The sequence below is a fragment of the Paenibacillus sp. Root52 genome, assembly GCF_001426865.1.
Taxonomy (GTDB): domain Bacteria; phylum Bacillota; class Bacilli; order Paenibacillales; family Paenibacillaceae; genus Paenibacillus.
Window position 1 is genome coordinate 843,875 of record NZ_LMFO01000001.1, and the last position, 25,448, is coordinate 869,322.

The following is a 25,448-nucleotide window of genomic DNA, read 5'->3' on the forward strand; positions in this document are numbered from 1 at the left end:
AAATGGAACTCTCTAACCAATGTGTGTCTTGAAGACGCCTTTGCATGAGTTCGAATACATCGTGTCCCTGAAGCTCAGTTTTCTGCAAAGTCAACATTTGGCATCCTACTTTCCGAAGTAACTAGTTATTTTAAAGTATGGTGATGCCAGTTCAGAGATCAACCTCAAGATATGCATTGAATTCCGCTGTAAACGTGATTGTGGTACCTGGGATGTCCTTGTGCTCGTCTTCCAAGCGTATTTCCCCATTCATCAGTTCGATGATCCGTTTGCAGATCGCTAACCCAAGACCTGTTCCTTCTGTTCGTCGGGTAACACTGTTATCCACTCGGGAAAAAGGTAGAAACACCTGGCTTCGCTTGTCCTGGGGGATTCCAGTCCCCGTATCCTGTATGGTGACTTGCATTTTAAGCTTGTTGTCATCGGTATTCAGAAGCACAACATCAATGTCGATGCTTCCTGCCGGTGTAAATTTCACGGCATTTCCTAATAAATTCAGCAATACCTGTCTGAATCGACCATCATCTCCAACAACAATCTGCGGAATTCGAGTATCCATGGAAATATTCACTTGAAGATTTTTATCCGAGATGGCGGTATGAAGGATATCCAAAGTTTCTTTAACGGATTCACGAGGATTGAAAGGCTCAATCAGTAATTGATCATAGCTTGATTCCAACTTATTAAAATCCAAGATGTCATTTACGAAACGAAGTAGAGACTTCCCGCTGCTTTGTATCGTGGTGACATACTCTCTCTGTTCTGCATTCAGATCTGTAGCTGCTAACAACTCCGAGATGCCCAGCAGCCCATTCATTGGTGTTCTAATCTCATGATTCATCGTTGTTATGAAATCACTTTTAACTTGACTAGCCGTTTCAACGGCTTCTTTTTCGATCATCAGATGCTTTTGTTCATATAACAACTGACTTTGTACCGATAACGACGGAAAAATCACGTCATCCGAAGCTTTATAATGATACAGAGGTGACTTCACGAACTCCAGATCTGTCATCATGTATTCATGTTCTCTCATCAATTTAGTCTGTAGAGAAGAAGAGATCATTTCCGTATTGTACGCACAGACCGATAACATTCCATAGTCTTGAACAACGCATGTCGTTTGCCGTTCATAGGTGACTAAATTATCTAGAATCTGCTTTTCCGGATGATCTCCCCATGTCATCACATTTGCCCACGTCCGCACAGGCTTGTTTTGCTCCTGTATGTCGCCCATGATATCTTCAAAATGAGCAAGAATGTGTTGGAATTCGAAATTACCATGTTCTCCATAGTACTCTAAATTGTTAGCATAATGAAGAAAGTGAAGCTGCTCATGAGGTACGCTGCCTTTAAGCTTTTGCAGAATCTTATGGTATGTGGCAGTTTGCTCAATAAGCAATATATGATGACCTTGATCGATCCCCGTCATGATGTAAGATACCGCATTATCAATATAACAATTGAAATCCTCGAAAAAATAAATAATATGTCCCCCGTTCGTGACCTCAGTCAACGAATTCAAAGGAATGGCTTGTTTGCTCATATAAGGACTCCTTAATGCTTGCCTTTACTATCTACTACTATAGAGGATAAAACAGGATGCGTCTAATTGATTTACACTTCATTCAGGTGATATATCGCTTTTCTGTAAATAAAAAAAGAGGATGATTCCTAATATTATAGGCATCATCCTCCAAATACTTAAAGCACTATTTTCCATTTGCACACATTTCTCATTCGCCTTCATCAGCTTGGTATTCTAATATATCACCCGGCTGACAATCAAGCGCCTTACAAATGGCTTCTAAAGTGGATAATCGAATCGCTTTTGCCTTACCATTTTTTAAGATAGACATATTAGCCAAGGTAATTTCAACCTTCTCAGAAAGTTCTGTTACGCTCATTTTCCTTTTCGCCAACATGACATCAATGTTGATTATAATGGCCATGCTATTTCACCTCAAATAATTAAGTCATTCTCTGATTTGATCTCGATCGCTTCTTGTAAAAGCATTTGTAGAACTGCAGCAAAAATGGCAATGACCATCGAAGCGAAAATCGGTACCATCCCCATAATAATGAGTCCTGGAGCATCGTCTTTCTCTGCTACGAGAAAAACGAATGGTAGTATGACAACGTACAATGCGGTAATTATAGTTGCACAGAATTTTATTTTCTTCAACGCCTGCACAGAGTTGTTCGAGAACGCATTATTTTTATCAATATAAATCAGAAGGCGGAATGCATGATACAACGCTACAAAGAATGGAACTAATGTTACGAACAAGATGATTACAATAGGATACAGTAACCCGGCATAGACTGGATTCACAGGGTGGTTAGCTAACCAAGGTATGCCTAGTACACATAGAGCAAGCGCCGGCATTCCAATAAAAAATACAGCGATCTTCAACAAAAAAGTAGAACCTCGTTTCATCTTTAGCACCTCACACATAATTATATTCTAAATGTAACAGCTAATTTATCGTTTTACAATAAATATTTATTATACATCATTATATTATTGTTGTTATTCTCTTGCACTCACTATTCACACCAAAACACAAAAAGAGCATTTCTTATCATAAGAAATGCTCTTGAACTGCTTCAAGGTATTAAGATATTTATTTTTTCAGCACCCATACTCCATAAGGCTCCAGTGTAACCGTCCCCTGAAGCCGGCTGCCTTGAAGCAACTCTTCTGTTGGCACATGGAGTTTAATCTCGGCCTCTTCACTACTGTAATTCAGTAAGAATACGAGTTCTTCCTGATCATCTGCACGTATAGCGACCTCAACCGTATCAGGTAGCTCGCACCAGTTTTTGAGCGGAGACACAATCTGAAGCTCACTTAACAGCTGGGCAGCTATCGACAGATCAAAGGCAGCTCCCCAATAATAAACCTTGCCCTCGCCAACCCGATTAACCGTTAGTGCTGGTTTACCTTTATAATAACTAGAAGCATACGTGCCTAAGACTTTAACTGTATCTGCGTGTACCCGCAGGATATCATTGAAGCTTGGAGCGTCAAACAGGTTCGTATGTTGGTTCAGCTGTACACTAACTGGACTAGCTGTACCGTTAACCATTGTAAAATCCTCAACCTGTATGCCACTAAGTTCTGCAACGGGACCTGGCAACGGCTGCATACGGCAATGACCAGACTCATTTTTATACCCTGTCCGGCAACCAAATACAACCGACCCACCACCCTCTACATATTTCTGAAGCATTGCGGCTGTATCCTCTCGTAAAATGGCAGGATGAGGGTAGATCAACAGTTGATATTTGGTAAGATCCTGCAGTTGTTCTGTTTCAGCTCCAGGACGAACGGTCACTACGTCTGTTGGGATATGTGCATATTGAAGCGCTTTAAACCAACTTAACTCGCTTGGTCTCGTTAATGATCCGTGCCATTGATCCAGCTCCCCGTCCCATTCGTTATCATAATCACGCAGCATGGCTACTTGCGCAACATAACGCTTGCCAACAATACGTTCTCCCACCTTTTGCAATTCCTTACCCACAAGTCCAGCTTCTGCAACCCGACGATTCGGCTGATTATGGTAGTCATTAATTCCATGCCAATATATTTCGGTACCGATCGTAGCCGTTCTCCAGCGGAAGTACAATACCATATCAGCACCATGAGCAATACTTTGATACGTCCACAAACGCATTTGCCCTGGATGTGGGGATGGCATTTGCATTCGGTTCACCCAGCCACCAGGACCCGATTGCTGCTCTAGTACAGCAAAATTCGGCGATATATCTCTGACATTACTCAGGGAAAGGCTCCATTTCCGATCAAGCAACGGCTGTTCTCCCGAATCAGGATAGATGGTGCTGAATTGCGGATAAGAGTCATACGACATGAAATCCAAAATCTCATCGGACATTCGGTGGCTATCTAGATGCCCAAAGAGGCCGTTGGTTGTAACCCATTGGTTAGGTGCTTCTGCTCTTAGAATGTCGCCTTGAAGTTTTGCGAATGAAATCGTATTATCCGAAATAAAGCGTTTCTCGTCCAATGCCTGATGTGGATTAGGTGAATCGGATACAGTTGGACGAATGAGGTGCACCTGATCCCAATGATCATACGTCTGATTCCAAAAGACTGTGCCCCACGCTTGATTCAGGCTTTCCAATGTGCCGTATTTTTGTTGCAGCCACCGCCGAAATGCAAGATGATCCGCTTCTGCATAAAATACGTTTGTCTCACAATTCAGTTCATTATCAATCTGCCATCCAATAATCGCAGGATGATCCTTGTAGTGCTGAGCCATTTCTCTTGTAATCCGCGCGCAAAGCTCTAGATATATAGGACTACTATAATTATAGTGTCTGCGCTGTCCATGATGATATGTAGTGCCTTCCATTGAAACGTTTAACACTTCAGGATACGTATGTGTAAGCCATGCTGGTGGCGTAGCAGTCGGTGTTCCCATAATCACCTTCATATCCAATGTAATCGCTTGCTCAAGAAAGCGGTCGAAGAATTCGAAACTAAACTGCCCTTCCTGTGGCTCAAAAATAGACCATGCAAACTCTCCGATTCGAATCAGATCAAAGCCCATTTCCTTCATTCTTCCTAGATCATCTGCCCATAACGATTCATCCCAATGCTCAGGATAGTAACAAGCTCCCATATAAAAACGTTTTAGATCCAATGCATTTCGCATAATTCCAGTCTCCCTTAACCAGGTTGCTTTTTTTAGTTATTAAACTATATTCATTATCGAACCTTATTTAATATTAAGGCATTCTATCCAAATTTCAAGGCATTTGGTCACGAAATACTCCTGTTTATTCATCACTGCATTGTCATTCGGGATTCGTGCTAAGCAAGCGTTCCTTATATTCCGTCGGACTAACGCCTGTATATTCCTTGAATACTTTGGAGAAATAATGCTGATCGCTGAACGACAACAGCTCCGATAATTCTTTGAATTTCATGTCGGGTTGACTGGCCATCAATCTGCAAGCTTCCTTCATTCGAAGTTCGGTATAATATTGTACGAAAGTGCGTTGTGTGACCTGTTTAATGACCCTACTGATATATGAAGGGCTGACATGAAATTTCATTGAAATATCGCTAATGGATAACGAGGCATAACGATTGGTTTTAACGTATTCGTCAATCTGCTCGAACAGCAGCTCACCACTCTTCCGCCCTTGGGATTGCAGCATGTCGAAGCATTGAGCTGTCCATTCAAGTAGCTCACGGCCAAAGTCCTCATACGTCTTCACTTCAAAACATTGTTTGGCTCTAAGCTCCAAAGCTAATCGCATGCCTGATCCTCGTTCCTCATAGAGATGTGCGAAGGTGTCCACCACGAGCGCTACAAAACGCTCAATCTCTGTCCAGTGTGCATTCTCCTCAGCCCATCGATTCATCAGTTCAGACAGCTTGAGCGCAAATGCTTCCTTCCGACAAGCTTGTATCATGTGTACAAAAGTAGATTCTAACAAGGAGTCCAAACAGCTTGTTTCCGATCTTGCCATCGAGACCGGATTTCCCGTATCCAGCGCTAGCCCATGCTTTAATCGCTGCTGGGTCGTTAATATTGAAGTGATCCGGTAATAGAGTTCTGGTAACTGATCCACATCAGCGGATATCAGCTGTCCCCCAATGATTCCATCCAGCCCCTCTTCATACAGGTGCCGCCGTAATGATTCAAGACATTCATGCATGGAAGAATACCAATCCAGTGCTCCTCTGTTAGCCAAAATAATATATTGGTACGAAGTTTGTGTGAGTAGTACCCGGCATGGCTGAGCACGGAAAAATTCCGCTAAACTTCGCTCTAATGTCTCCGAAGTCCAACGATCCATTCCCAGACTGAAAGGTTGCTTGCGTAGAATGATTATCATATGAGAGTATAGCGGGAATTCCTCGCCAAACGTAAGTTCAGCATAACATTCTGGGTCAACGATCTCTTGCAACTCTTGTAAGCTTCTGGATATGAGCCGATCAAGTTGCTCCACGATCCTTCCCATCACTTCCTCCAATGCCTCTCGCTCTATAGGTTTTAATAAATAGTCGAACACCTGCAAGTTCAATGCTTTGCGTGTATACTCAAAATCGCTGTAGCCGCTGATCAACACCACCTTGAGATAGGGGTTCGCAAGCTTGGCTTGCTCAATTAACGATAAGCCATCCATCTTAGGCATTCTGATATCCGTTAACAACAGATGAATCGGTTCCTGCCGAATGATCGCCAGTGCCTCCTCGCCGTTAGTTGCTGTAGCCGTCACTTGAAGCGGTAAATTCAATGTGTCGAGATGTGTTCTGATATTGCGCAATATCGGTTTACTATCCTCGACAATCATAACGTTATACATTGGTGTCTGCCCTCCCCATTTAATAAAAATCCTTGGTTAACGAGCCGATGATTTGAATCGTTGCTCCCTTTGCTCCATGCCCTTGATTATTGAAAATATTAAAAAATAGCCGGTTGCTATACATCAGTTTGAGCCGATTAACGCTATTAACAATACCCATATTGCCGAGTCCGGTCTCTTGGTTATTCATCATGTTGGTTCCCGAGCGGGATTGCTGAATATTCGCGAGAATCTCTTGAATCTTCTCAGGCGTGAAGCCATCTCCATTGTCTCTGATCTCTAGCGCCCATAATCCGTTATATTGCTTCACCGTAATCTGGATATGCCATGGCGGAGATGTATGGCAAAAGGCATGTTCAATGCAATTCTCTACAAAAGGCTGGATGACCAGGCGTGGTAAACGGACTTCTTTCGCTAATAGATCCGCATCGATATTCCACTCCAGGTCGTCTTCATATTTTTGCTGAACCAGTGATAGATAATGTCTTGTATGCTCAAGTTCTTCGGATAAGGTCACATGTGCGTAAGGAGAAGATACGATATAACGCAGGCTCTCTGAGAGATGTTTACACATATCCGACACCACCTTTGTTCTGCCCTCTTGAGCAGCAATGCTGATCAAATAAAGAACGTTATGGATAAAGTGTGGCGCTATTTGAGCCTGAAGTGCTGAATTTCTTGCTTTTACCTCTTCATGCAACGCTGTTTTCTCACGGTCAATCGATTGTTGTAGCCGTTCCATTAGATCCTGGAATGCTTCATTCAGCAACAGGAGATCATTGTTTTTGGGCCGATCATCGACCTTTAAATTGAGATTGCTGTAATTGATACGCCAAATTTGACTGCGAAGTTTACGGATCGGAAGCAACAGGTTGCGAGTAGATAAGTAAATATAGACGAAAGAAATAAGCATTAATGCTGTAATCAACATAATTGAGATGGTCTGAACCTTCTGGATCGAGCCAAATACCGACTTGCTAGGCGTAACAATATATGTAACCCAACCGGTGCTAGCAGATGTGGAGTACGTGATGTAATTGTTACGTTCATCCACCTCCAGTCCCTCCTCCAATTGTGGCTTTGTCCATTGCATCGCTTTGGTTCCAAGCTCAATACCTGTCATCTGCTCCCCTTGCTGGTTCATGATATAAACTTCACCGGCTGAGATGCCTTCGGTAAAACTCTGAATCACCCTTTGATCCATCTGGATGCACAGATAACCGTAGACTTTACCATTCTGATCATTTACCGTCCGAACAAATGAGATCGTATCTCCTTGGCGGAGTAGAACAAAACCGCTTCCTACCCACCCTCGTCCAACCTTACTATCTCCCAGCAATGTGTGAATAGATACTGGCGGTTGACCTGAACCTAAGTATGACGTAAGAAGTATACCTTGCTTGTCATATATGGACATGTCCTTAATATTCATACTCGGCCCAATCGCTTGAAAAATAATATCTTTAAGCTTCCGAATTTGTTTCAGCCGCTCGTAATCACTATGTGCAGAAGAACTCTTGTCCATCGTGGCAAAGATGTCTTTGCTGGACAAGATCCGCTGCGAGAGCTGATTCTGTTGATCCATGTATAGATCTACTTGTTCTCTCACTTTAGTCGTAGTCACCAGTGTATCCTGGACTGTTTTTTGTTTCAGCGGGCGAATGACAACGACATTAACATATACAAGAAAACAACATAGAACAAACAAAAGTAATGCCAAAAAAGTTAGAAAAACCTTGGTTTGCAAACTGAATTGCGTGGATCTATGTATGAATTTTGTCATTTTCATTGCGATTCTCCTTTCACATCTAGATGTCCCTTCATTCGTTCACGCTTAACTGTATCATGGGATTATATGAAATGATAGCGATTTCAAGTTCAGGATATTACACATCAACCTTCAAGCACAGACATGTACCTGGGGGAAGGAAAAATTTATAATCGGGGATGTAAACGGATTCAATCATAAGTAATCGAGGGGGATTTACATTGAAGATACTTAAACGAAAAAAGATCGCTACGGTGATGCTGGCTAGTTTACTAACCATCTCATTAACCGCTTGTGGAGCTGGTGATTCCAGCACGGGAAGTTCGTCGGGTGGGGACAATAAAGCAAAGGTCACACTGGAATTAGCCATTTCCAAGAGCTCTCAGGATTCAGCTTTTATCCAACAAGATATCCTTGATGAGTTCGAGAAACAGACGAATGTACGCGTCAATCTACAATTAATCCCTGCAGAGCAGACAACTACTGTGCTTCAGACAAAGCTTGCGGTAGACGAAACGCCTGATATCATCCAATACAATCTAGCCAGTGCAGTGACCGATCTCAATCTTGAACGCAATTTCGAGGTTCTCGATGACGAGCCATGGGCGAGCCGTATTGTAAATAAGGATGTACTTTCGGCTGGTGGTCATATCTACAGCTTCCATGTCAGCCAAGATACGGGGATGCAAGGCGTCGTTTATAATAAACAGATTTTTGAAGAACTTGGTATAACAATCCCAACCACCTATGAGCAGTTTCTCGCGGTCTGCGAAAAAATCAAAGCTAGCGGCATTACACCTGTATTCATGCCGTACAAGGATGCTTGGGCTGCCAACATCTGGCCTGCTGCCGCTTTTGCTGATTTTGTAACGAAGAATGAACCGACCTTTTTTGATGACCTGAATAGCAACAAGAAGAAGTGGTCTGACATTCCAGAATTCAAAACCTTCTTGGAACAGCAGTACGAAGTGTACACCAAGGGGTACACCAACACCGATGTGCTCAGCGACAGCTATGATATGGCCGTGGGTAAATTCCTGAACAAAGAAGTGGCTATGATGTTTATGGGCGATTGGTTGATTGAAGGCGTTGCTGAGCAGGATCCAAGTATGGAGCTGGGTGTATTCCCGATTCCATCGACCGAGGACGCAAGTCTAGGGGCAAGTCCACTGGGCGGACAATTATTTATTCCGAAGAAATCCAAACATCTGGAAGAGGCTAAACAGTTCCTCGACTTTATCGCTTCCAAAGATGTAGCTCAACAGATCGTAGATTCCAAAGGCTATGTATCAAACTTCAATGATGTGACAACACCGGAACTGCCGGCATACAAGCAAGATATTGTAGACAACTATATTACGCCGAAGAAAACAGTTCTGACGACAGATGCATACATGTTAGTGGATCGCAGCGAACTGTACCGTTTGTTGCAGGATCAATTCGCAGGTGGCTTAACGCCGGAAGAAGTACTTAAATCGTGGGATGAGAAATTCAGCCAATTGATGCAGGATAAAGGTGTAGCTGGATTCTAAGAAATACACCATTGTTGAAATATAAGGCAGTATGACAGGGTCGTATGAAACCGATTAGAGGTTATGCTGCCTGGCTATAACGGAGCGTGAGATATGAAAAGAACCAAAAATTTATATTCGTACTACATGATATTTCCCGCACTGATCATCTACTCTATCTTTTTCGTTGTACCTGCCATTGCGGGCTTCTATTATTCCTTCACAGACTGGCGGTTGGATCGATTAGAGCTGACTTTCATCGGCTGGGATAACTTCAAGAAAATTTTCTCTGACAAAACGCTTATACTGGCACTGCAAAATACGGCGATCTTCGCCATTGTTACCGTGGTCGGCAAAAACGTTATTGGTTTGTTGCTCGCAGTAGGCCTTAATATGCGACTGCGAACCAAAAATCTGCTACGTGCCATCTTCTACTCGCCTTCCATACTCAGCATACTTGTAATCAGCATTCTGTTTACCCCTATGCTTCGCACCGAAGGTACAATTAATCAGCTGCTAGAAGCTGTCGGTTTGCACTCCTTAAGCCAAGCATGGTTAACGAATCCATCCATTGTTATCTGGACCATTGCTATTGTGTCGATCTGGCAGAGCGCTGGATTTCAGATGGCCATCTATCTGGCTGGTCTACAGTCTATCTCGCAGGAATATTACGAGGCAGCCAAGATTGATGGAGCCAGCTCATGGAGAAGTTTTTTCAAAATTACACTCCCTCTTCTCCTGCCAGCGATTAACATTAACCTAATGTTGACATTAATTGGTGGTCTGAAAGTGTTCTCCGAAGTATACGTCATGACAGGCGGCGGGCCAGGTAATGCATCACAGGTTGTAGGTACGATCATTCTGCGTTCCTTCGGTGAAGGTAACTGGGGTCTGGGTACCGCAGTGAATACACTGCTGTTCGTGGTTGTTACCATTATCGCTATACCGCTATTGATTTTCATGCGGCGTAAGGAGGTTACGGAATAAAATGGGCTATACACGCAAACTTGCCATCCGCAATTATATCGTGGAAGGGTTCCTCATTCTGGCCTCACTCATCGTATTGTTGCCGCTTGTCATTCTGATCCTAGGATCATTCAAAACCAGCGCTGAAGTGCTCAGCTTCTCTCTACATTTACCTGACACCTGGCAGTTCTCGAACTATGTTCGAGTCTTCCAAGAAGGCGGTCTATCACGGGCATTTCTTAACAGTATCTGGATTACAGGTATATCGTCTATCATCAACATCGTTGCCTCTTCAGCAGCAGCATTCATTCTAGCACGTCGGGAAACGAAATTATCAGGCACGCTCTATATGTATTTCTTCATGGGTCTGATTGCACCGATGTCGATCATTACAACCATTCGAGTGGTGCAGGGCTTAGGCTTCTATGGCAGTATCACAAGCGTTATTCTCATCTATGCTGCTTTAAATACAGCCTTTAGTGTGTTCTTGTACAGTGGCTTTATCAAAACAATTCCAAGGGCGCTGGACGAGGTCGCTTTTCTAGAAGGCGCAAGTGTGTTCGGTGTGTTCTTCCGCATCGTCACGCCGCTAATCCTACCTGTTAATGCTACGGTTGCTATTATGGTGTTTATGTCGGTGTGGAATGATATTACCATTCCTGTATACTTCCTGACAGACAGCTCGACGTGGACGATGCCGCTGTCGATTTATAACTTCTATGGCAAGTACAGCCGAGATTGGAATTTAATTTTTGCTAATCTTGTGCTTACGTCACTGCCCGTGTTTATATTGTATCTATTTGGCCAGAAATATATTGTCAGCGGATTGACGGCTGGTGCAGTTAAAGGTTGACCTCAACGTCATTTGAATCGAGACTAATTTATCATTCAATCTTGAGTAGATTATGGAGAGACCATGAATCAGTTCATGGTCTCTATTAGTCTATATTCTCGATCCCCCATTCACCATCTGGATTCTTCGTGAAAAAGTACGTGATTCCTGTGTTGTCGACACGTCCATCCGGATCTTTCTGAGCAAATCGTACACCTACCCGGATCTGTTCGCGCTGATTGATGTTTACTTTCTCAAGGATATCTAGATCGTAAAACATAAATTCTCGCCCTTCTTCACTATCGCTTGTGTAGTAGAAATAATACTTATTGGTTGCTGCAGATTCCTTATTCAGGTTCTCCTTAAATTTCTCTGGGTTATTCTCCACTTACACAGATAGATAAAATACCACGGGAAAGTTTCTTCATATAATGAGGTTCTCCTTGTACGTTTGGGTTAATAATGCGTGTCATATCTCGTCCCTACAAGTAATAAACGCATTAAATTACAGCATAGTTACACGAACTGCTCCAAACGACCATATTTATTCAGTCTGTACAAGTTCAATCATTGCGATCTGGCATATTGTAAGATCGCCTCCGCTGCACGAACACGTATGTTGATATCCTCACTGTCTAAAGCTTGTCTCATCACATGCAGGGCAGCATCAATTGTAGCTTTATCGACCTTCGTAGCTGGAGAATTCTTCCCTTCCGTTCCTTCCGTTGGTTCATTCATACCTGTGAGATAACGATCTAACTGTGCTTGTGATACTGGATGTTCAAATTTAGCCAGTGTACCAGTCTGATGAATTAAAGCTTGTACTTTGTCGTTTAAATCCTCCAAGGGTATCCTTCCCAGCCAGGTAACACCTCGCCGATGGCATATGAAGTCTTCTTCTATTCCTAAGGAATCATCGTAGTAATAATCGCCCAGATCTCCTACATACGCCCACTCATCATCCTTGATAACGACGTAGTCCCCGTCCTGCATAGTATGTACAAACGCATCAAAATCCTTCATCACACCTGCTAGCTCTGTTTCTTCTAACTTGTAATGTCCCCTCAACCGCTCATTCCATTCCTCTGGTAACATCTCTTCCAAATTTCCTGTTCCAGGCCATGTCATACCAATAAAGTTATCCTCTAAAAATGAAGCTACATAACTCATTCCCCTTATGGAGGATTGGATGTAAAATAAGTTCATCTGATTTGCGCCTCCTATCCTTCATTATGTTATCTTCATATTAAAAAACCTTCAAGAGCAATGTCTTGAAGGTTTAGCATTATCATAATCAAAAGCGGACTTTTTGAACAACCTCTATTAGAGCACTTTTTCCAAGAAGCTAATTGTACGTTCATTCTTAGGATTCCCAAACACTTCTTCAGGGCTTCCTTCTTCTACGATGTAACCACCATCCATGAAGATCACCCGATCGGCTACTTCACGTGCGAATCCCATCTCATGCGTAACGATCATCATCGTCATACCTTCACGAGCGAGATCCTTCATTACACCAAGTACCTCACCAACCATCTCAGGGTCAAGCGCCGAAGTTGGTTCATCGAACAACATCACATCTGGCGTCATAGCAAGCGCACGAGCAATTGCCACACGTTGCTTCTGACCTCCAGATAGCTGGCTCGGGAAGCTGTTCGCTTTATCAGATAAACCTACACGGTCTAATAATTTAAGAGCAGTTTCGCGTGCCTGAGCTTCATTTAACAAACCAAGTTCTTTTGGTGCAAATGAAATGTTTTTCAGTACATTAAAGTGAGGGAACAAGTTAAAGTGCTGAAATACCATACCGATATTTTCACGCGCCTTATTAATGTTTGTTTTGGAATCATTGAGATCCTGATCATCCACAATCACTCGACCCTCAGTTATTTCTTCTAGCTGGTTAATGCAACGCAAAAACGTACTTTTACCTGATCCAGAGGGGCCAATGACGCATACCACTTCACCCTCATTGACGGACATATCAATTCCTTTCAGAACATGATTCGTTCCGAAGCTTTTCTTCAATCCTTCAACTCTAATTTTACCCACGGCGAACCCTCACCTCCAGATAGTCAGCAACTTTGGTCAATGTGATAATAACAATCAGATACATAACCGCAACCGTTAACCAGATATCAAAAGAGGTAAACGTTCTAGCGATAACAATCTTGCCCGACTGAGTCAATTCAACAAGACCGATAACAGACAAGATCGACGTATCTTTCAATGTGATTACCATCTGGTTGATAAATGAAGGAATCATCACTCGAATTGCTTGTGGAATAACAATCTTCATCATTGCCTTACGATAAGGCAGGCCTAATGAACGAGCTGCTTCCAGCTGTCCTGGATCAATTGATTGAATCCCGCCCCGAATAATTTCGGTTACGTAAGCTCCTGCGTTCAAACTAAGTGTTAGGATGGCTGCGAGGAACAGTGGCATCGTAAAGCCGAATGCTTGCGGAATCCCGAAGTAAATAAAGAAAGCCAGAACAATCAATGGAATACCACGGAACACGTCAACAAAAACGGTCGCAATTCCACGAAGGATCTTATTCTGTCCTACCTTCATAAATCCAAAGATCAGACCAATGATAAAGGCAAAGAACAGAGATACAATTGTGTACAGCAATGTATTACCTAACCCTTTAAACAGAGCTGGCAGTGAATTCTGAACATTCTCCCACCGGCTTGTTTCTCCAGCAGTTGGAGCATTGTCACCAACATATTTCTCCAGAATTTGATCATACTCACCACTTGCTTTAATGTTCACGAGTCCTGCATCAAACATCTGAAGCAATTCTTGATTCTTCCCCTTACTTACCGCAAATCCGTAAGAGTCTCCTTCTTCTTTCTTGGTTACAATTTTCAATCCATTATTTTGTTTAACCCCATAAGCAAGAACAGGCTGATCCTCGAAACATGCGATAGAATTACCTGTTATTACGTCCAGATACATCTGTGCAGAGTCCTCAAAAGGTACGATGGTAAATCCATACTCGGAGGCGATGGATTCAGCAAAGTTATATCCAGCCGTTCCCGTTTTTACAGCAACCTTTTGTCCTCGGAGATCTTCATAACTTTTCACTGTATCGTTATTCGCGCTAATTCCCATAACGACACCTGATGGATAATAAGCTTCCGAAAAATCAAATACTTTCTTTCTTTCGTCCGTAATGCTCATCCCTGCGATGACGCCATCAACTTGATTCGACTCAAGCGCTTGAACGGCTGCGTTAAATCCGAGAGCCTTGATCTCGTACTTGAAATTCTGATCCTTGGCAATGGCGGCCATTAGATCCATATCAATACCTACAAAATTACCATTCGCATCCTGGAATTCAAATGGGGCAAATGTAATGTCTGTACCGATGACATAAGTTTTGCCTGAATTCGCTTCTGTTGCGGATGCTCCCCCTGCCCATCCAGATAACCCTGTCACTAGGAGCAAAACCAGGGTAAGTACAAAAAATGAGACCTTCGTTGTTTTCATATGTCCTCCTCTTCTCGGTCTCCTCCGAATCATCTTTAGTATTCATTGGAGTTGGTGTCAGTGTTACACTTTTTTTGTCAGACATATTGCCCATTATACATATTATTTTATATTGAGAAAATAAAATTTTAAGTATTTATTGTTTTCTAAAGCTGATCGTATGTTAACAACTGCATTTCTACATCATGGCTGACCAAATGGTTCAAGTAAAGTTAATCTGACCTATATGAAGGCTTCATATACAGGGAACAATAAGGCTTACGATTAGAATGGTTCAGCGTAGGTTAAAGCTTGATTTCATCTTTGAGCTCCTCGATCTTTTCAAAATGAGGCTTTACTTCATTTAGAATGATGGATTTAAGCTGCTCCATACTTCTCTCATCCCCCCATTGTAATTGATGATCTACACCTTCCTTGTATGAAGAAAGTGTCTTATCCAATGCACGCAGTTCTTTGGCGATCGATGCAAGTGCGGTTTGGGTAGCCTGAGGAATTAATTTCGGTTTATCCTTCCAATAATGATGACTGATTCCATACATTAATCCATATAGACCACTGCCGTAGGCGAGTTGATACACCTCCTCCTGTTTCGCTGACGTCATAACAGAGTAATCGCTCATATACCGAGGTTTTGATGTAGATATGTAATCATCACTGAACTCAATAAGTGTCGTTAGATATTGAGTCGCATCCTTCGCCTGCACCTTTGCTTGTTCAAGCAGCTTCTGAACCTTTGCTGGTGCTTCCTGATTTGTCACCTGACTAAGTTCTTCCAGCGTTTGTGCCATTGGCTTGAAGGAGGGGCCTTCTTTTAGAAGTGTGATGTAACCACTATTATTTTTGGATTGGTATAGCTCCATTAGGATATCTTCGTTTGCTTTGGCTTCGTTTAATCGGTGCTCATAATAAAAGAACACGATTACCAGTATGGCGATAAATATCAAATACCGTTTAATCATTGCTTTATTCATCCTTCATCTGCCATTTCTATTCGTATTCATATACCTTTACCGTGGATAATAATTGGCATATCTGAGAATTGTAGCATATGACCAAAGCAGCTAATACAGGAGATTATTACCAAACAGGATCAATTAAACTCCGCTGTGTGACACTTAATATCCAACAGACTCTCATATAATAAGCCGTTGATTTTGTTCTAATCAACGGCTTAACAGAATCGTTAGATGACATAACTCTTAATAGAGACTCTTTATTTTTTTATGAACGTAGTGGCATATCATACACATAACGAAGCAATGTTATATATATCATAAACACGGCAAATTTAATTGAATCAGAGGAGTTACACAACTCTTATACTTTGACCGAAGTACATAGCATGAATATGGCGAAGAAAAACAAAAATATACAGAATATAAGGATAGGTACTGGATGCTGACTATGCATTACAATCATAGGAGACATAAGACCAGCCATAATTCCGCCGGATACGCCGGTAACAATCGTTTGATAATCCACAAGCGCCCCAAAGATCATGCCCACAAGCATGGCGAAGATGGTGACAATGATCGTAACCCAGGTTGCATAGTAAGGGAATTGTAATCCCCATAATCCGCCAAAAGCGATAGCACTTACCGTACTAACAGTCATAGAAATATTCATGCCCAAATGATAGCCAATCAAGTTCCTCAACTTTCTCAAATGCATATATCCTGCAAAAATACCTACACATAACATTACATTCGTTATGATAAATAAGACGATATCCATCACTTTCCCCCTATCAACTGAATAAGGTACGAGCGCTTCTCATAAGATGGTGTATATCATACATATGGAGGTGAACACTCATGCTGGATCCAGGCTCAAGCAAGTTCAGCTCACCTGCAAGTCCGCTTCCTGCTCATGAATTGAGAATACTTCAGGAATACATTCATCATCAAAATGTTCAAATCATTGGTGAAATCAATCCTCTCCGTCGTAAAGAGATTATGTTATCTAACTTTTTCAAATCTCACAAAAATCAAACTGTGAAACTTAAGGTTCATAGTCGCAATCAGTTCACTGAAATGATGGCCAAAACAGAGGCCGTAGGTCGAGATTTTGTCAACTTGACTACTCTCCTAACCAAATATTGGATCCCCTTTCGCTCAATTGTTACCGCCGAACAACCTTATGACCAAGTGAATGTTCCACACCAACAACATCAGCAGGTTGTTTATGATGAAGATCTTAAACAAAAAATACTTCTGAAATTCGGTAAAACCGTAAGCCAAAAAGATTTTCTGAAACAGCAATTTTTCGAGCAAACTTTAGCTGGTCATATCAAGTCTCTAAAGAACGACAAATTAATCGTCGAAACAAGTACCGCTCGAATCCGAAGCAGATTGTTAGATATCAACGCTCAGGAAATCCTATTGAAAGAGAAAAACCACCAACGTTCAGTACCGTGGACTGATATTTTATGGATTGAAAAGCAACGTTTTATCTGAAATAGATATGATAATAAGATCATGCGAAGGGGAAGACACCTCATCATGTTATGAGAAGGTGTCTTTTCTATTTTTCACTTCTTATTCTGTTTGGGAAGTTTAACATTCAAAGGCGCGAGCTCTGGAGTCTGTTGATCAAATACTCTTAAAATCCCCCATAAGCCGAGTTCAATGTCCCATCTTATATTTCCTGAACGATACAAGTAATCTCCAGGAATGCTAAGTGAGCCACCTGCACCATATAAGAGCAAGAAGTCGTCTGTATGTCCCACGCTTATCTGGCCTTGAAAGGATACACTCAATGAGTTCAGGTCATCATCACTTCGTAGCCACTGGTGACCGTGCAGCACAAAGGTATGAGCTCTAGCACGATCAGAAATAAACATCATTCGGATCACAACAGGGTCGCCTGCATACGCAAGAAATACAGGTGTTGAAGGATCACCATGAACTTTAGAGCTGAAGATAAGGGAAACATCCGGATTTACCGCAAGTCTATTTTTGAAACGTTCTGCACGGTAATTGAAACCTCGCGATCCTTGATCCTCAAAATCCTCTGTCTCTTCTTCTTCTACCTCTTGATTTATCGTTATGACAGGTTCAGGGTCTATAATGAGCATACCATCCTGATTATATAATCGAACTCCGTCATGCATAATCACGCAATATTCTCTAAGACTTAAACCTCCACTGCTTATAATGACCTGACTTCCTGTGCTTGTAGGTTTTCTTGTAACAGGGTCAAGGTAGACGGAGCCTTGAGGTTCTGTGACCAAAAGTCCAAATGCTCCATGATGTCGATGGTTACGAATGTCTGCCATATCGGTAAGTCCCACGCTGCCAATCTGCTGATCAATATACCAGTGATACGTAATGTGTTCTCCAGGTGCGATGGTCTGATCCGGATTGAATCCAACCGTAGCTCCATCTGAACTTAGAACATCATATTCAAGCAGTTGTGCATGTAACGATATTCGTTTGGAGGGTCTATGTTTAAAGTTAACAGGTAATCCAGGGTAGAATTGATCATCTGGAGGAAATTTCAAATGATGCAGCTGATTTGATAGTCGAACTTCAACGATTTCACCTACATTGCCTCTTATAATCAAGGGCTCTGGATTCATTTTTTTAGTGAGTATATCCTTAACATTTTCTTTCAAAGCAAAAATAATGCTGTACGGATCCTGATCACCAAAGTGATTATAGATCACAGGTGTCTGTATAGCGACAATATCATAACTTCGAATAGGCGCGCCCTTAGGGCCAGGCAAATTACGCTCTATTGCTCTGGGTGGCCTTTCCCCTGAAGGAACAGGCAATGGTTCTGTTCTAGGTTTAGGTGCTTTTCGATCAGGTAAGGGAATTAAGTGGGGTACAAGCTTCTCATAAGAACGCATAATCCCCCAATTCCCTATCCAAAGATCATCGATTGAGCCATAATGGTACAACAGATCGAAATCTCCTGATCCTTCAACAGCAAATTCCAGTGTGAACGACTCGGATAATCCGATGTGCTGCTGATCGACCAGATCTGATTCAAGGTCTCCCCTTTCCCGCCTCCAACGCTGCCCATGCAGATTAAAGGAGTGGGATTCCTCCTGCGCACCCTGAAGAAGCCGAATTCGCACAGGGTCACCGTTGTAGGTTTGCAGTAGAGGTGTCACCGGATCTCCGTGTACCCATGAACTAAACACATAGGCTGGATCCATATGAGGTTCATTCAAGCGAAATTGTAGCGGTTCATTTCTATAGTTAATTCCCATCCCCCCTGGATCGTCATGGGAGCTTGGAAAAGGCGGTTGGTTTAATGGATTACCATCCGAATCAAACAAGAGTGCAAAGTCGTGGACAAGCAAAGTGAACTCTCTAAAATCAGGAATAAATGGATTCGTTATTGTCGCCTGTGTTCCCGATCTAATCTCTTCCCCAGTATGTGAAGATAAGTATTTGGAGCCTCTCGGTTGTATATTAATTCCGGCAAAAACCCCATGTTGTTGGTGTTGGTTGGCAAACAGATGATCATGAAAAAAAGTAGCTTTTAGTTCAGCATCGGCAAACCATTGATATTCAATCGTCTGCCCAGGAAGTATACCTGAATCATAATTCCAGCCGACGTTGGCTCCATCCGATACAAGCGGATCGAATTTCACAAAGTGAACATGAAGTCCTGCCTCATACGTACGGTTGACCAATTGAAAAGCATTGCCCCCTATAACTTCAGGGAACTTATTCGTAAATTTAAGTCTGACACAATCTCCGCCATTGGCTCGAATTGTTAGCGGTTCAGGTGCTTTACGTCCAGAGCACACAGCTTCTTCATCCTCAGCCAAAACAAACATTCTGCCCTGAGGATCATGCCACCCTTGATTGTTATAGACAATTGGAAGCTGTATCGCTACGATGTGAAATTCTCGGATTGGATTGATTAAAGGGTCACACGGGTTTACAAATACCGCACCAGGAACAGCATTCGGTGCAAATTGGTTTATTTCCAGCGGAGTTGATTCACGCCCACCAATAATGCCGAGTGGTGGTCTAGGAGCTTTTTTGCCAATAATACCAGGTATAAAATTAGGGAAGCCTGGCTTTTGTTTGGTCGGCTTCGGAGGAACAGGCTGACCCGGAAGGGGAATCAGAGCATCAATTGGTTTACCGTTAGGATATTTCTGCGTTCCATCCTGCAAAGTATTAAAAATTCGCTGCATTCCCCACATGCCTTCTTCAAAGTGCGGATATAGGTGACAATGAACAATAATATCTCCAAAAGCACCTTGCATGCTCCCTGCTCCATAGAGAGGTGAGACTGTATAGGAAGCCTGTGGAGAGATGGCTTGTGAATCCTTAATTTCGGAGTCTAGATCCGTCGTCTCAAATAGCCATTGATGCACATGATAATGAAATACATGTGTTTCCTTAACTCCGCCGTGAATAACCCTTATCTTCACAGGGTCTCCTACGTAGGCTCTTAGAATAGGCATTGCGGGATCACCAAACATCCATGAGTCATGATGTACTTCTTCACCTTCCGTTTCCGGAGATACAACGCCTTCTAATATGAGACGATGTCGATTCCTCATCGGTTCAGATCGGTAGTTGATGGCATGCGTTGCTTCGGGTTGAAACGTATGTGGACTAAAAGGTGTATCACCTGTCAGGTCTTTAATCTCCATTTCATCGTGAAATACCCAGGCATATTCACGAAATGAAGGCAGGAAAGGATTATGTATGTCAGCGTACACACCAGAAAGTAGTGGCTTTCCTGTCTTAGGATCAGTCCATGTGGAACCTTGGGGCTCCACAATCAGCGCTCCGAATAGCCCATGAACTTGTGTACCGAGTTCACTAGAGAGCGTGTTTCCAAAATCCGTGAAATAACAAATTCCTTCCAGGGTTGTATGCCACCTATACGTTATGCAATCCCCTGGTTGAACCGTTGTATTAGGATTAAAGCCCACTGCCGCGCCATCTGATGTAGTAACGTCATATTCAACATCCTGTATATGAATAGATGAAGGATAATGCAGTTTATTTTCAAACAAAATCTCAATATCGTCTCCTGCATTGGCACGAATGATTAAAGGCTGTACCAGATCAACCGTAGTAAAAGGATTCTTAGCAATAAGCCTACGAACCTTATCCTCATTCTCTTTCAATACATACATTTTCCCTTCAGGGTCGTGATCTCCAAAGTCATTTACGACAATACGAACCGAAATAGCTACAACATGAAATTTTCTTTTCACATTTCACCTCTTAAACTCGTATTTCGGGGATCGGGTTCTCCGGTGTCTCTACGAAATAAACCTGAATATTATCAATATGTGTACGAAGTGACGTGTTATCAAATTCGGGTACATTACAGATCTCTACCTGGATCGAAATCGTATCTGCTTCAACTTCAAGAATCCGCCCCACATAAAAGAAGGGATAGGATTCAATAATAACCAGAATACGACTACCTATGGCTGAAGTAAGTTCCGCAATGAGCGCCTCTTGTCTGAGATCGTTGATATTACGAGCCTCTTCCCGCTGAAGCATTATTCCTAACCTCCTTTAAGAAAGTGTTAGTCTATTATTCATTGCAAAAGGTGCAAAGATGGCAATGTTCTCAATGGGGAAACATAGCGGCGTCGGAAACTGAAAGTTGGGAGCATTGGGCATCTTGATAATCACTGGATTTAATTGAATAGATCCACCTCTAACGATTTCAAGTCTGCCTGTAAAAATCGGTCTAAATGTCTGTCCTAGTATGTTTAGCTGCGAAGCATCAAGAATGACGATAATTTCTTGACCAAGCAATTCTTCAAAAATCGTATTGCTCTCCCTTAGCTCCGGTGAGTTATAATCTTCACCATAATTATGCAATGAACTCAATGTATTCCCTCCTTGAACATATTTTGTGATACAACATAACCAGTTATATATATGGTAACAAGGAGGGAGAATATGCTACTGCTTTGCAATCGTAATAACTTCGATGTCAGTTAGAGCAATGGTTTCAAGAAGTTGATCCTCATGCTTGCTGAGAGGTTGAATTATTATTTTGTCCTCGGTTGTATTGACTAGGCAACCCATTTTAATGCATTTTGTCTCAGTCATTTGAATGATGATCTTCTGTCCTGCATGTTGCAAGAGAGCTATGCTTAGCGGAATGCCATAGAACCGATTCAGCAACATAACACTTCCTGATACGGTTTCAGTGAACGTATACAACAGCGCACAATTGAGTTCCTCGCTGCAAAAGATCGGATGAATTTCATGCGTCGGTGCCGCTTCATTCCCATCGGTCGATATGGAAATCAGCTGATCATATTGTATATATCGAAGTCTTGACCTACTCCAAATGGTAATGTAATTCTTTCCTGATTGTAGGAGAAATCCATCCACCGTCTTCAACTTTCCGCGAAATGACATTTGAACCTCCACATATTGGTCTTGGAGTGAGGCTAATTTCAGCTCCAGCTGTCTTGTATTGTTAGGTTGAGGTGGATTACCCAAGGTTCGGAGAATATGATTGGCTTCGGCTATACACGCCTTTAATTCAATAAATTGTTTTTCAGGTAATGCTGTTGTTGGTGAACTTATTCCAATGCGCTGTTTAGCTTTAATCACGAGACAAATACCTCCAATAAAAGAATATTTAATCTCAGTATATGGGCTACTATACCTATCGAACTGGTCAAACGCCTATCTTTGTTACATTCCTCGGAAATAGGCTAATGTCTCTGGCACACCTCGGGGTATGGGCATATACATGATATCAAATACCGAAATAAGTGGAGGATCTCATGAATCATAAGAGAGTACTACTCAAAAAGAAGGCTGTTTCCCCGACCCAATCAAGATCAAACAGAACATCAAGAGTACTGCTAAAGAAAGATTGTGACCTCAAAATAAACTACGGAGTTTCTGACGATTGTGCCTGTCATCAGCCGATCTCACAGAATGTTGCCCATCGTGAAAAATGTTTCAAAATCATCCCTGGACAGAAGCCACTAATTAAGCTTCGATTAGCTGGAATTAATAACAACCTGAATTTTGAGTTATTTCGCCACAAAGGAAATCGTATCATCATCGAAGTTAGTTCTGGTGAGAAGACTGAAAAAATCAGAGGCGTATTATGTGATGTAGGCACAGATTACGTCGATATCAAAAAGGCAAACGGTAGGGTTGTTACGCTTCTTCAGTCTAATATTATCAAGATTGAGTGGCTGGGACGGAGAAAAAGAGCCCCTCAGGTTGAATACGTAGAAGATGATTACGGGGATGAATACGGATATGATGAGGATTGCGAAGAATAACATCCGAGGAAATTCAGCATGAAAGTTTGGGGGGAAGTTAACCCAAATACGATCGGTGGTTGGTCCATTTCAATAAAACTCTGGTCAAAGATATACCAAAAACGCAAGCGATTGAATATAATCGCTTGCGTTTTTGGTATGGTTATTCACTCTCAAGTCTCTAATGTACTAGTTATTTGGCATCCTCCAGCCACTGCGCAAGTGGTGTATCATTCGTGAGCTCACCGTGTAAAATGTGGCTAAACTTGCCTTCCCGATCAATCACCATCGTTGCGGGTAAACCGGTGATACGATACATCGTGGATATTTTGCCAGTCACATCAACAATTACCGGAAAATCAAATTGCTGTTCATTCATAAATTCTTGAATCGTACCCTTGGATTCTCCAACATTAACAAACAGTGTCTCGACATCTTCTTGGTGCATCTCTGCTGTCTGATGCAGCAAAGGCATTTCTCTTACACAAGGTGTGCACCATGAAGCCCAGAAGTTAATCATAACTACCTTACCTCGATAATCGGATAGAGAAACTTGATCACCCACTGAATTGGGAGCCATAAAGTCTGGGGCAGTGGCACCAGCCTCAATTGACCCTACTCGTTGCGTCTGGGACGGTGAGAGTCCCTGAAATACAGCCCACACACCAGCCAGCACTGCAACCGTTCCGATCAAGATGGTGATCATGCGCCTGATATGACGTTTATGTTTTCGCAACAGGTATCACCTTCACTTTATCCCTAGACTTTGATGAAATGCAGCATGAAGCGAACCAAACTGTTCGCGAAATTGATGTGTTGTACCACTCCCAACGTTCTGCCCATTGTTCATAAAAACAATATGATCAGCGAGATCATCCGCAATGTCTAACTGATGAGTGGAGAACACAACCATATGACCCTGCTGCTTAATTTCTTTGACAAGCTGTGCAAATTCATGCATCCAGAATGGGTCTAACCCATTCGTTGGCTCGTCCATAACGAGCAATGGTGGCTTCGCTAGCAGTGCCTGTGCAAATAGTACACGCTGTCGCATGCCCTTAGAGAAGGTTGCGACACGTTTATTTTTTTTGTCCTCCAAACCTACCATCTTCAGCACTTCCTGTACCCTCTCTTTGGAAACTCGCCGCAATGCAGCCCAGAACAAGAGCATCTCTTCTGCCGTCAGACTCTGATTAAACTGATAATCATCTGGCATGTACCCGATCTGTTCCGAATACCGTTTACGGTCACTCATCTGCCCTACCTGGTTTACAAGGATATCTCCTGAAGTAGGACGAAGGATACCTGCTATCATACGTAGTACAGTGCTCTTGCCAGCACCATTGCCTCCACATAAAGCGAGTACGTTACCTGAAGAGATGTGAAAGGAAATCCCCTCTACGATCGATTGCTTTTTTATCGTTTTACTTAATTCGTTGATACTAGCCTCCACTTTATCCATGGGAACGTCCCCTTTCCCAGATCCCGTACACCACAAGTACAGAACATGTAATCCACAGCAGACAAATCGTTAAGAAAATCCAACTGCCACTCGGTTGCTGCACCCATGTCACCCATTGGTAATATTCCGGTCCGAGTACCGAGCCACCGCCAAGTTTAATAACGACAAATAAACGTACCAGCTCGGCTGGATTGATGAAAGTTAGCACAACAAGCAATGGTTTGACCCATAAAAAAGGCACAATACCTAAGATCGCAAGCAAGAGCGTAGGCCATCCGATCACTGCAAAGAACCAAACGGATACCGAAATGGTTAACGCTTGCCAACGATTTTTGGATATTGAGCCGATGAACAGTGCAATTGTTAAGAATAATAGGACTAATCCACAGGAGAATGCCAGAAATAAGAGATACGTTATCACGTTTAACGCGCTACCAATTACTCCACTAATGAGTCCCATCAAACCATATCCAAATGCTACAATTGTAATCAGCACCACTGACAAGCCAAGGTATTTTCCAACAATAAAGGACATTGTGCCGATTGGATAAGTAGACAACAGTTGCCAGCTTCCCTCTTCCTTCTCCGAAGTTAGCGAGAAAGAACCTAGAAATAACGTCATTAATGGCAATAGATAGAGAATGAGATTTAACATCGAGCCGGTTGTACCGGAATATCCTTGAACAAAGTTCTGCGAATCAATGAGTAGTAAGCTTAAGCTAAATGTGCAAAAGAGGATTAGAAACGAATACGCCCAGGGATTGCGAAATCCCATCCTCACTTCACGCTTGGCTACCAGTAACATATCTACCATATTCGATCACCCTGA

At 42.4% G+C, this 25,448-nt stretch carries 24 protein-coding genes; 5 read left to right on the top strand and 19 right to left on the bottom strand.

Annotation, left to right across the window (positions count from 1 at the left end):
• Nucleotides 1-151: 151 nt before the first annotated feature.
• The 6 genes from ASD24_RS03605 to ASD24_RS03630 all read right to left on the bottom strand — a co-directional run bounded on the left by ASD24_RS03605 (nt 152) and on the right by ASD24_RS03630 (nt 8,137).
• Nucleotides 152-1,546 (bottom strand): ATP-binding protein, encoded by a 1,395-nt coding sequence (locus ASD24_RS03605; RefSeq protein WP_056691606.1) that lies wholly within the window; start codon nt 1,544-1,546, stop codon nt 152-154.
• A gap of 190 nt (nt 1,547-1,736) precedes the next feature.
• Nucleotides 1,737-1,952 (bottom strand): helix-turn-helix domain-containing protein, encoded by a 216-nt coding sequence (locus tag ASD24_RS03610; RefSeq protein ID WP_056691610.1) that lies wholly within the window; start codon nt 1,950-1,952, stop codon nt 1,737-1,739.
• Nucleotides 1,953-1,963: 11 nt separating this feature from the next.
• Nucleotides 1,964-2,440, bottom strand: coding sequence for a DUF2975 domain-containing protein (locus ASD24_RS03615; protein WP_056691613.1), 477 nt, complete (start codon nt 2,438-2,440; stop codon nt 1,964-1,966).
• Between the two features lie 187 nt (nt 2,441-2,627).
• A complete protein-coding gene (locus ASD24_RS03620; protein ID WP_056691616.1) occupies nt 2,628-4,685 on the bottom strand; it encodes a beta-galactosidase in 2,058 nt (685 codons plus the stop codon).
• Between the two features lie 142 nt (nt 4,686-4,827).
• Nucleotides 4,828-6,348: a response regulator gene (locus tag ASD24_RS03625; protein WP_056691619.1), complete on the bottom strand. Its 1,521-nt coding sequence runs from the start codon at nt 6,346-6,348 to the stop codon at nt 4,828-4,830.
• Between the two features lie 19 nt (nt 6,349-6,367).
• On the bottom strand, nt 6,368-8,137 hold the full coding sequence (locus tag ASD24_RS03630) for a sensor histidine kinase (protein WP_327205221.1): 1,770 nt from the start codon (nt 8,135-8,137) through the stop codon (nt 6,368-6,370).
• Between the two features lie 236 nt (nt 8,138-8,373).
• Here ASD24_RS03630 and ASD24_RS03635 point away from each other — a divergent pair, with 236 nt between their 5' ends.
• The 3 genes from ASD24_RS03635 to ASD24_RS03645 all read left to right on the top strand — a co-directional run bounded on the left by ASD24_RS03635 (nt 8,374) and on the right by ASD24_RS03645 (nt 11,446).
• The gene (locus tag ASD24_RS03635; RefSeq protein WP_056692548.1) at nt 8,374-9,648 is read left to right on the top strand and encodes an ABC transporter substrate-binding protein; all 1,275 of its coding nucleotides are present in this window, start codon (nt 8,374-8,376) and stop codon (nt 9,646-9,648) included.
• Between the two features lie 93 nt (nt 9,649-9,741).
• Nucleotides 9,742-10,614, top strand: coding sequence for a carbohydrate ABC transporter permease (locus ASD24_RS03640; RefSeq protein WP_056691622.1), 873 nt, complete (start codon nt 9,742-9,744; stop codon nt 10,612-10,614).
• A 1-nt stretch (nt 10,615) separates the two neighbouring features.
• Nucleotides 10,616-11,446 carry a carbohydrate ABC transporter permease gene (locus tag ASD24_RS03645; protein ID WP_056691626.1) on the top strand — a complete coding sequence of 277 codons (831 nt, stop codon included), beginning with the start codon at nt 10,616-10,618 and terminating at the stop codon, nt 11,444-11,446.
• Between the two features lie 85 nt (nt 11,447-11,531).
• Here the strand turns inward: ASD24_RS03645 and ASD24_RS30895 are convergent, their stop codons facing one another.
• The 6 genes from ASD24_RS30895 to ASD24_RS03675 all read right to left on the bottom strand — a co-directional run bounded on the left by ASD24_RS30895 (nt 11,532) and on the right by ASD24_RS03675 (nt 16,655).
• Complete coding sequence (locus ASD24_RS30895; protein WP_056691629.1) at nt 11,532-11,813, bottom strand: hypothetical protein; 282 nt, start codon at nt 11,811-11,813, stop codon at nt 11,532-11,534.
• 179 nt (nt 11,814-11,992) lie between these two features.
• A complete protein-coding gene (locus ASD24_RS03655; RefSeq protein WP_056691631.1) occupies nt 11,993-12,631 on the bottom strand; it encodes a hypothetical protein in 639 nt (212 codons plus the stop codon).
• Nucleotides 12,632-12,748: 117 nt separating this feature from the next.
• The gene (locus ASD24_RS03660; protein ID WP_056691634.1) at nt 12,749-13,477 is read right to left on the bottom strand and encodes an amino acid ABC transporter ATP-binding protein; all 729 of its coding nucleotides are present in this window, start codon (nt 13,475-13,477) and stop codon (nt 12,749-12,751) included.
• On the bottom strand, nt 13,470-14,921 hold the full coding sequence (locus ASD24_RS03665) for an amino acid ABC transporter substrate-binding protein/permease (protein WP_056691637.1): 1,452 nt from the start codon (nt 14,919-14,921) through the stop codon (nt 13,470-13,472). The genes ASD24_RS03660 and ASD24_RS03665 overlap by 8 nt, the downstream gene beginning before the upstream one ends.
• A 284-nt stretch (nt 14,922-15,205) precedes the next feature.
• A complete protein-coding gene (locus tag ASD24_RS03670) occupies nt 15,206-15,880 on the bottom strand; it encodes a hypothetical protein (RefSeq protein WP_056691640.1) in 675 nt (224 codons plus the stop codon).
• 358 nt (nt 15,881-16,238) lie between these two features.
• On the bottom strand, nt 16,239-16,655 hold the full coding sequence (locus ASD24_RS03675) for a hypothetical protein (protein ID WP_235540318.1): 417 nt from the start codon (nt 16,653-16,655) through the stop codon (nt 16,239-16,241).
• An 80-nt stretch (nt 16,656-16,735) separates the two neighbouring features.
• On the opposite strand from ASD24_RS03675, the gene ASD24_RS03680 reads away from it, so the two are divergent.
• The gene (locus tag ASD24_RS03680; protein WP_056691643.1) at nt 16,736-17,377 is read left to right on the top strand and encodes a hypothetical protein; all 642 of its coding nucleotides are present in this window, start codon (nt 16,736-16,738) and stop codon (nt 17,375-17,377) included.
• A gap of 74 nt (nt 17,378-17,451) precedes the next feature.
• Here the strand turns inward: ASD24_RS03680 and ASD24_RS03685 are convergent, their stop codons facing one another.
• From ASD24_RS03685 to ASD24_RS03700, 4 genes are all read right to left on the bottom strand, one after another.
• Nucleotides 17,452-21,120, bottom strand: coding sequence for a multicopper oxidase domain-containing protein (locus tag ASD24_RS03685; protein ID WP_056691647.1), 3,669 nt, complete (start codon nt 21,118-21,120; stop codon nt 17,452-17,454).
• A 10-nt stretch (nt 21,121-21,130) separates the two neighbouring features.
• Entirely contained in the window at nt 21,131-21,415 is a 285-nt protein-coding gene (locus ASD24_RS03690) for a hypothetical protein (RefSeq protein WP_056691650.1), read from the bottom strand.
• A gap of 15 nt (nt 21,416-21,430) precedes the next feature.
• On the bottom strand, nt 21,431-21,751 hold the full coding sequence (locus ASD24_RS03695; RefSeq protein ID WP_235540320.1) for a hypothetical protein: 321 nt from the start codon (nt 21,749-21,751) through the stop codon (nt 21,431-21,433).
• A 75-nt stretch (nt 21,752-21,826) separates the two neighbouring features.
• Nucleotides 21,827-22,489, bottom strand: coding sequence for a hypothetical protein (locus ASD24_RS03700; RefSeq protein WP_056691653.1), 663 nt, complete (start codon nt 22,487-22,489; stop codon nt 21,827-21,829).
• A 176-nt stretch (nt 22,490-22,665) separates the two neighbouring features.
• On the opposite strand from ASD24_RS03700, the gene ASD24_RS03705 reads away from it, so the two are divergent.
• Nucleotides 22,666-23,178: a hypothetical protein gene (locus tag ASD24_RS03705; RefSeq protein WP_056691656.1), complete on the top strand. Its 513-nt coding sequence runs from the start codon at nt 22,666-22,668 to the stop codon at nt 23,176-23,178.
• A 172-nt stretch (nt 23,179-23,350) separates the two neighbouring features.
• Here ASD24_RS03705 and ASD24_RS03710 read toward each other — a convergent pair whose 3' ends face one another.
• Genes ASD24_RS03710 through ASD24_RS03720 form a run of 3 tightly spaced genes read right to left on the bottom strand, consistent with a single transcriptional unit; the run spans nt 23,351 to nt 25,433 of the window.
• Nucleotides 23,351-23,893: a TlpA family protein disulfide reductase gene (locus ASD24_RS03710; RefSeq protein ID WP_235540322.1), complete on the bottom strand. Its 543-nt coding sequence runs from the start codon at nt 23,891-23,893 to the stop codon at nt 23,351-23,353.
• 12 nt (nt 23,894-23,905) lie between these two features.
• Complete coding sequence (ccmA, locus tag ASD24_RS03715; protein ID WP_056691658.1) at nt 23,906-24,619, bottom strand: heme ABC exporter ATP-binding protein CcmA; 714 nt, start codon at nt 24,617-24,619, stop codon at nt 23,906-23,908.
• On the bottom strand, nt 24,612-25,433 hold the full coding sequence (locus tag ASD24_RS03720) for an ABC transporter permease (protein WP_056691661.1): 822 nt from the start codon (nt 25,431-25,433) through the stop codon (nt 24,612-24,614). The genes ccmA and ASD24_RS03720 overlap by 8 nt, the downstream gene beginning before the upstream one ends.
• Nucleotides 25,434-25,448: the final 15 nt, after the last annotated feature.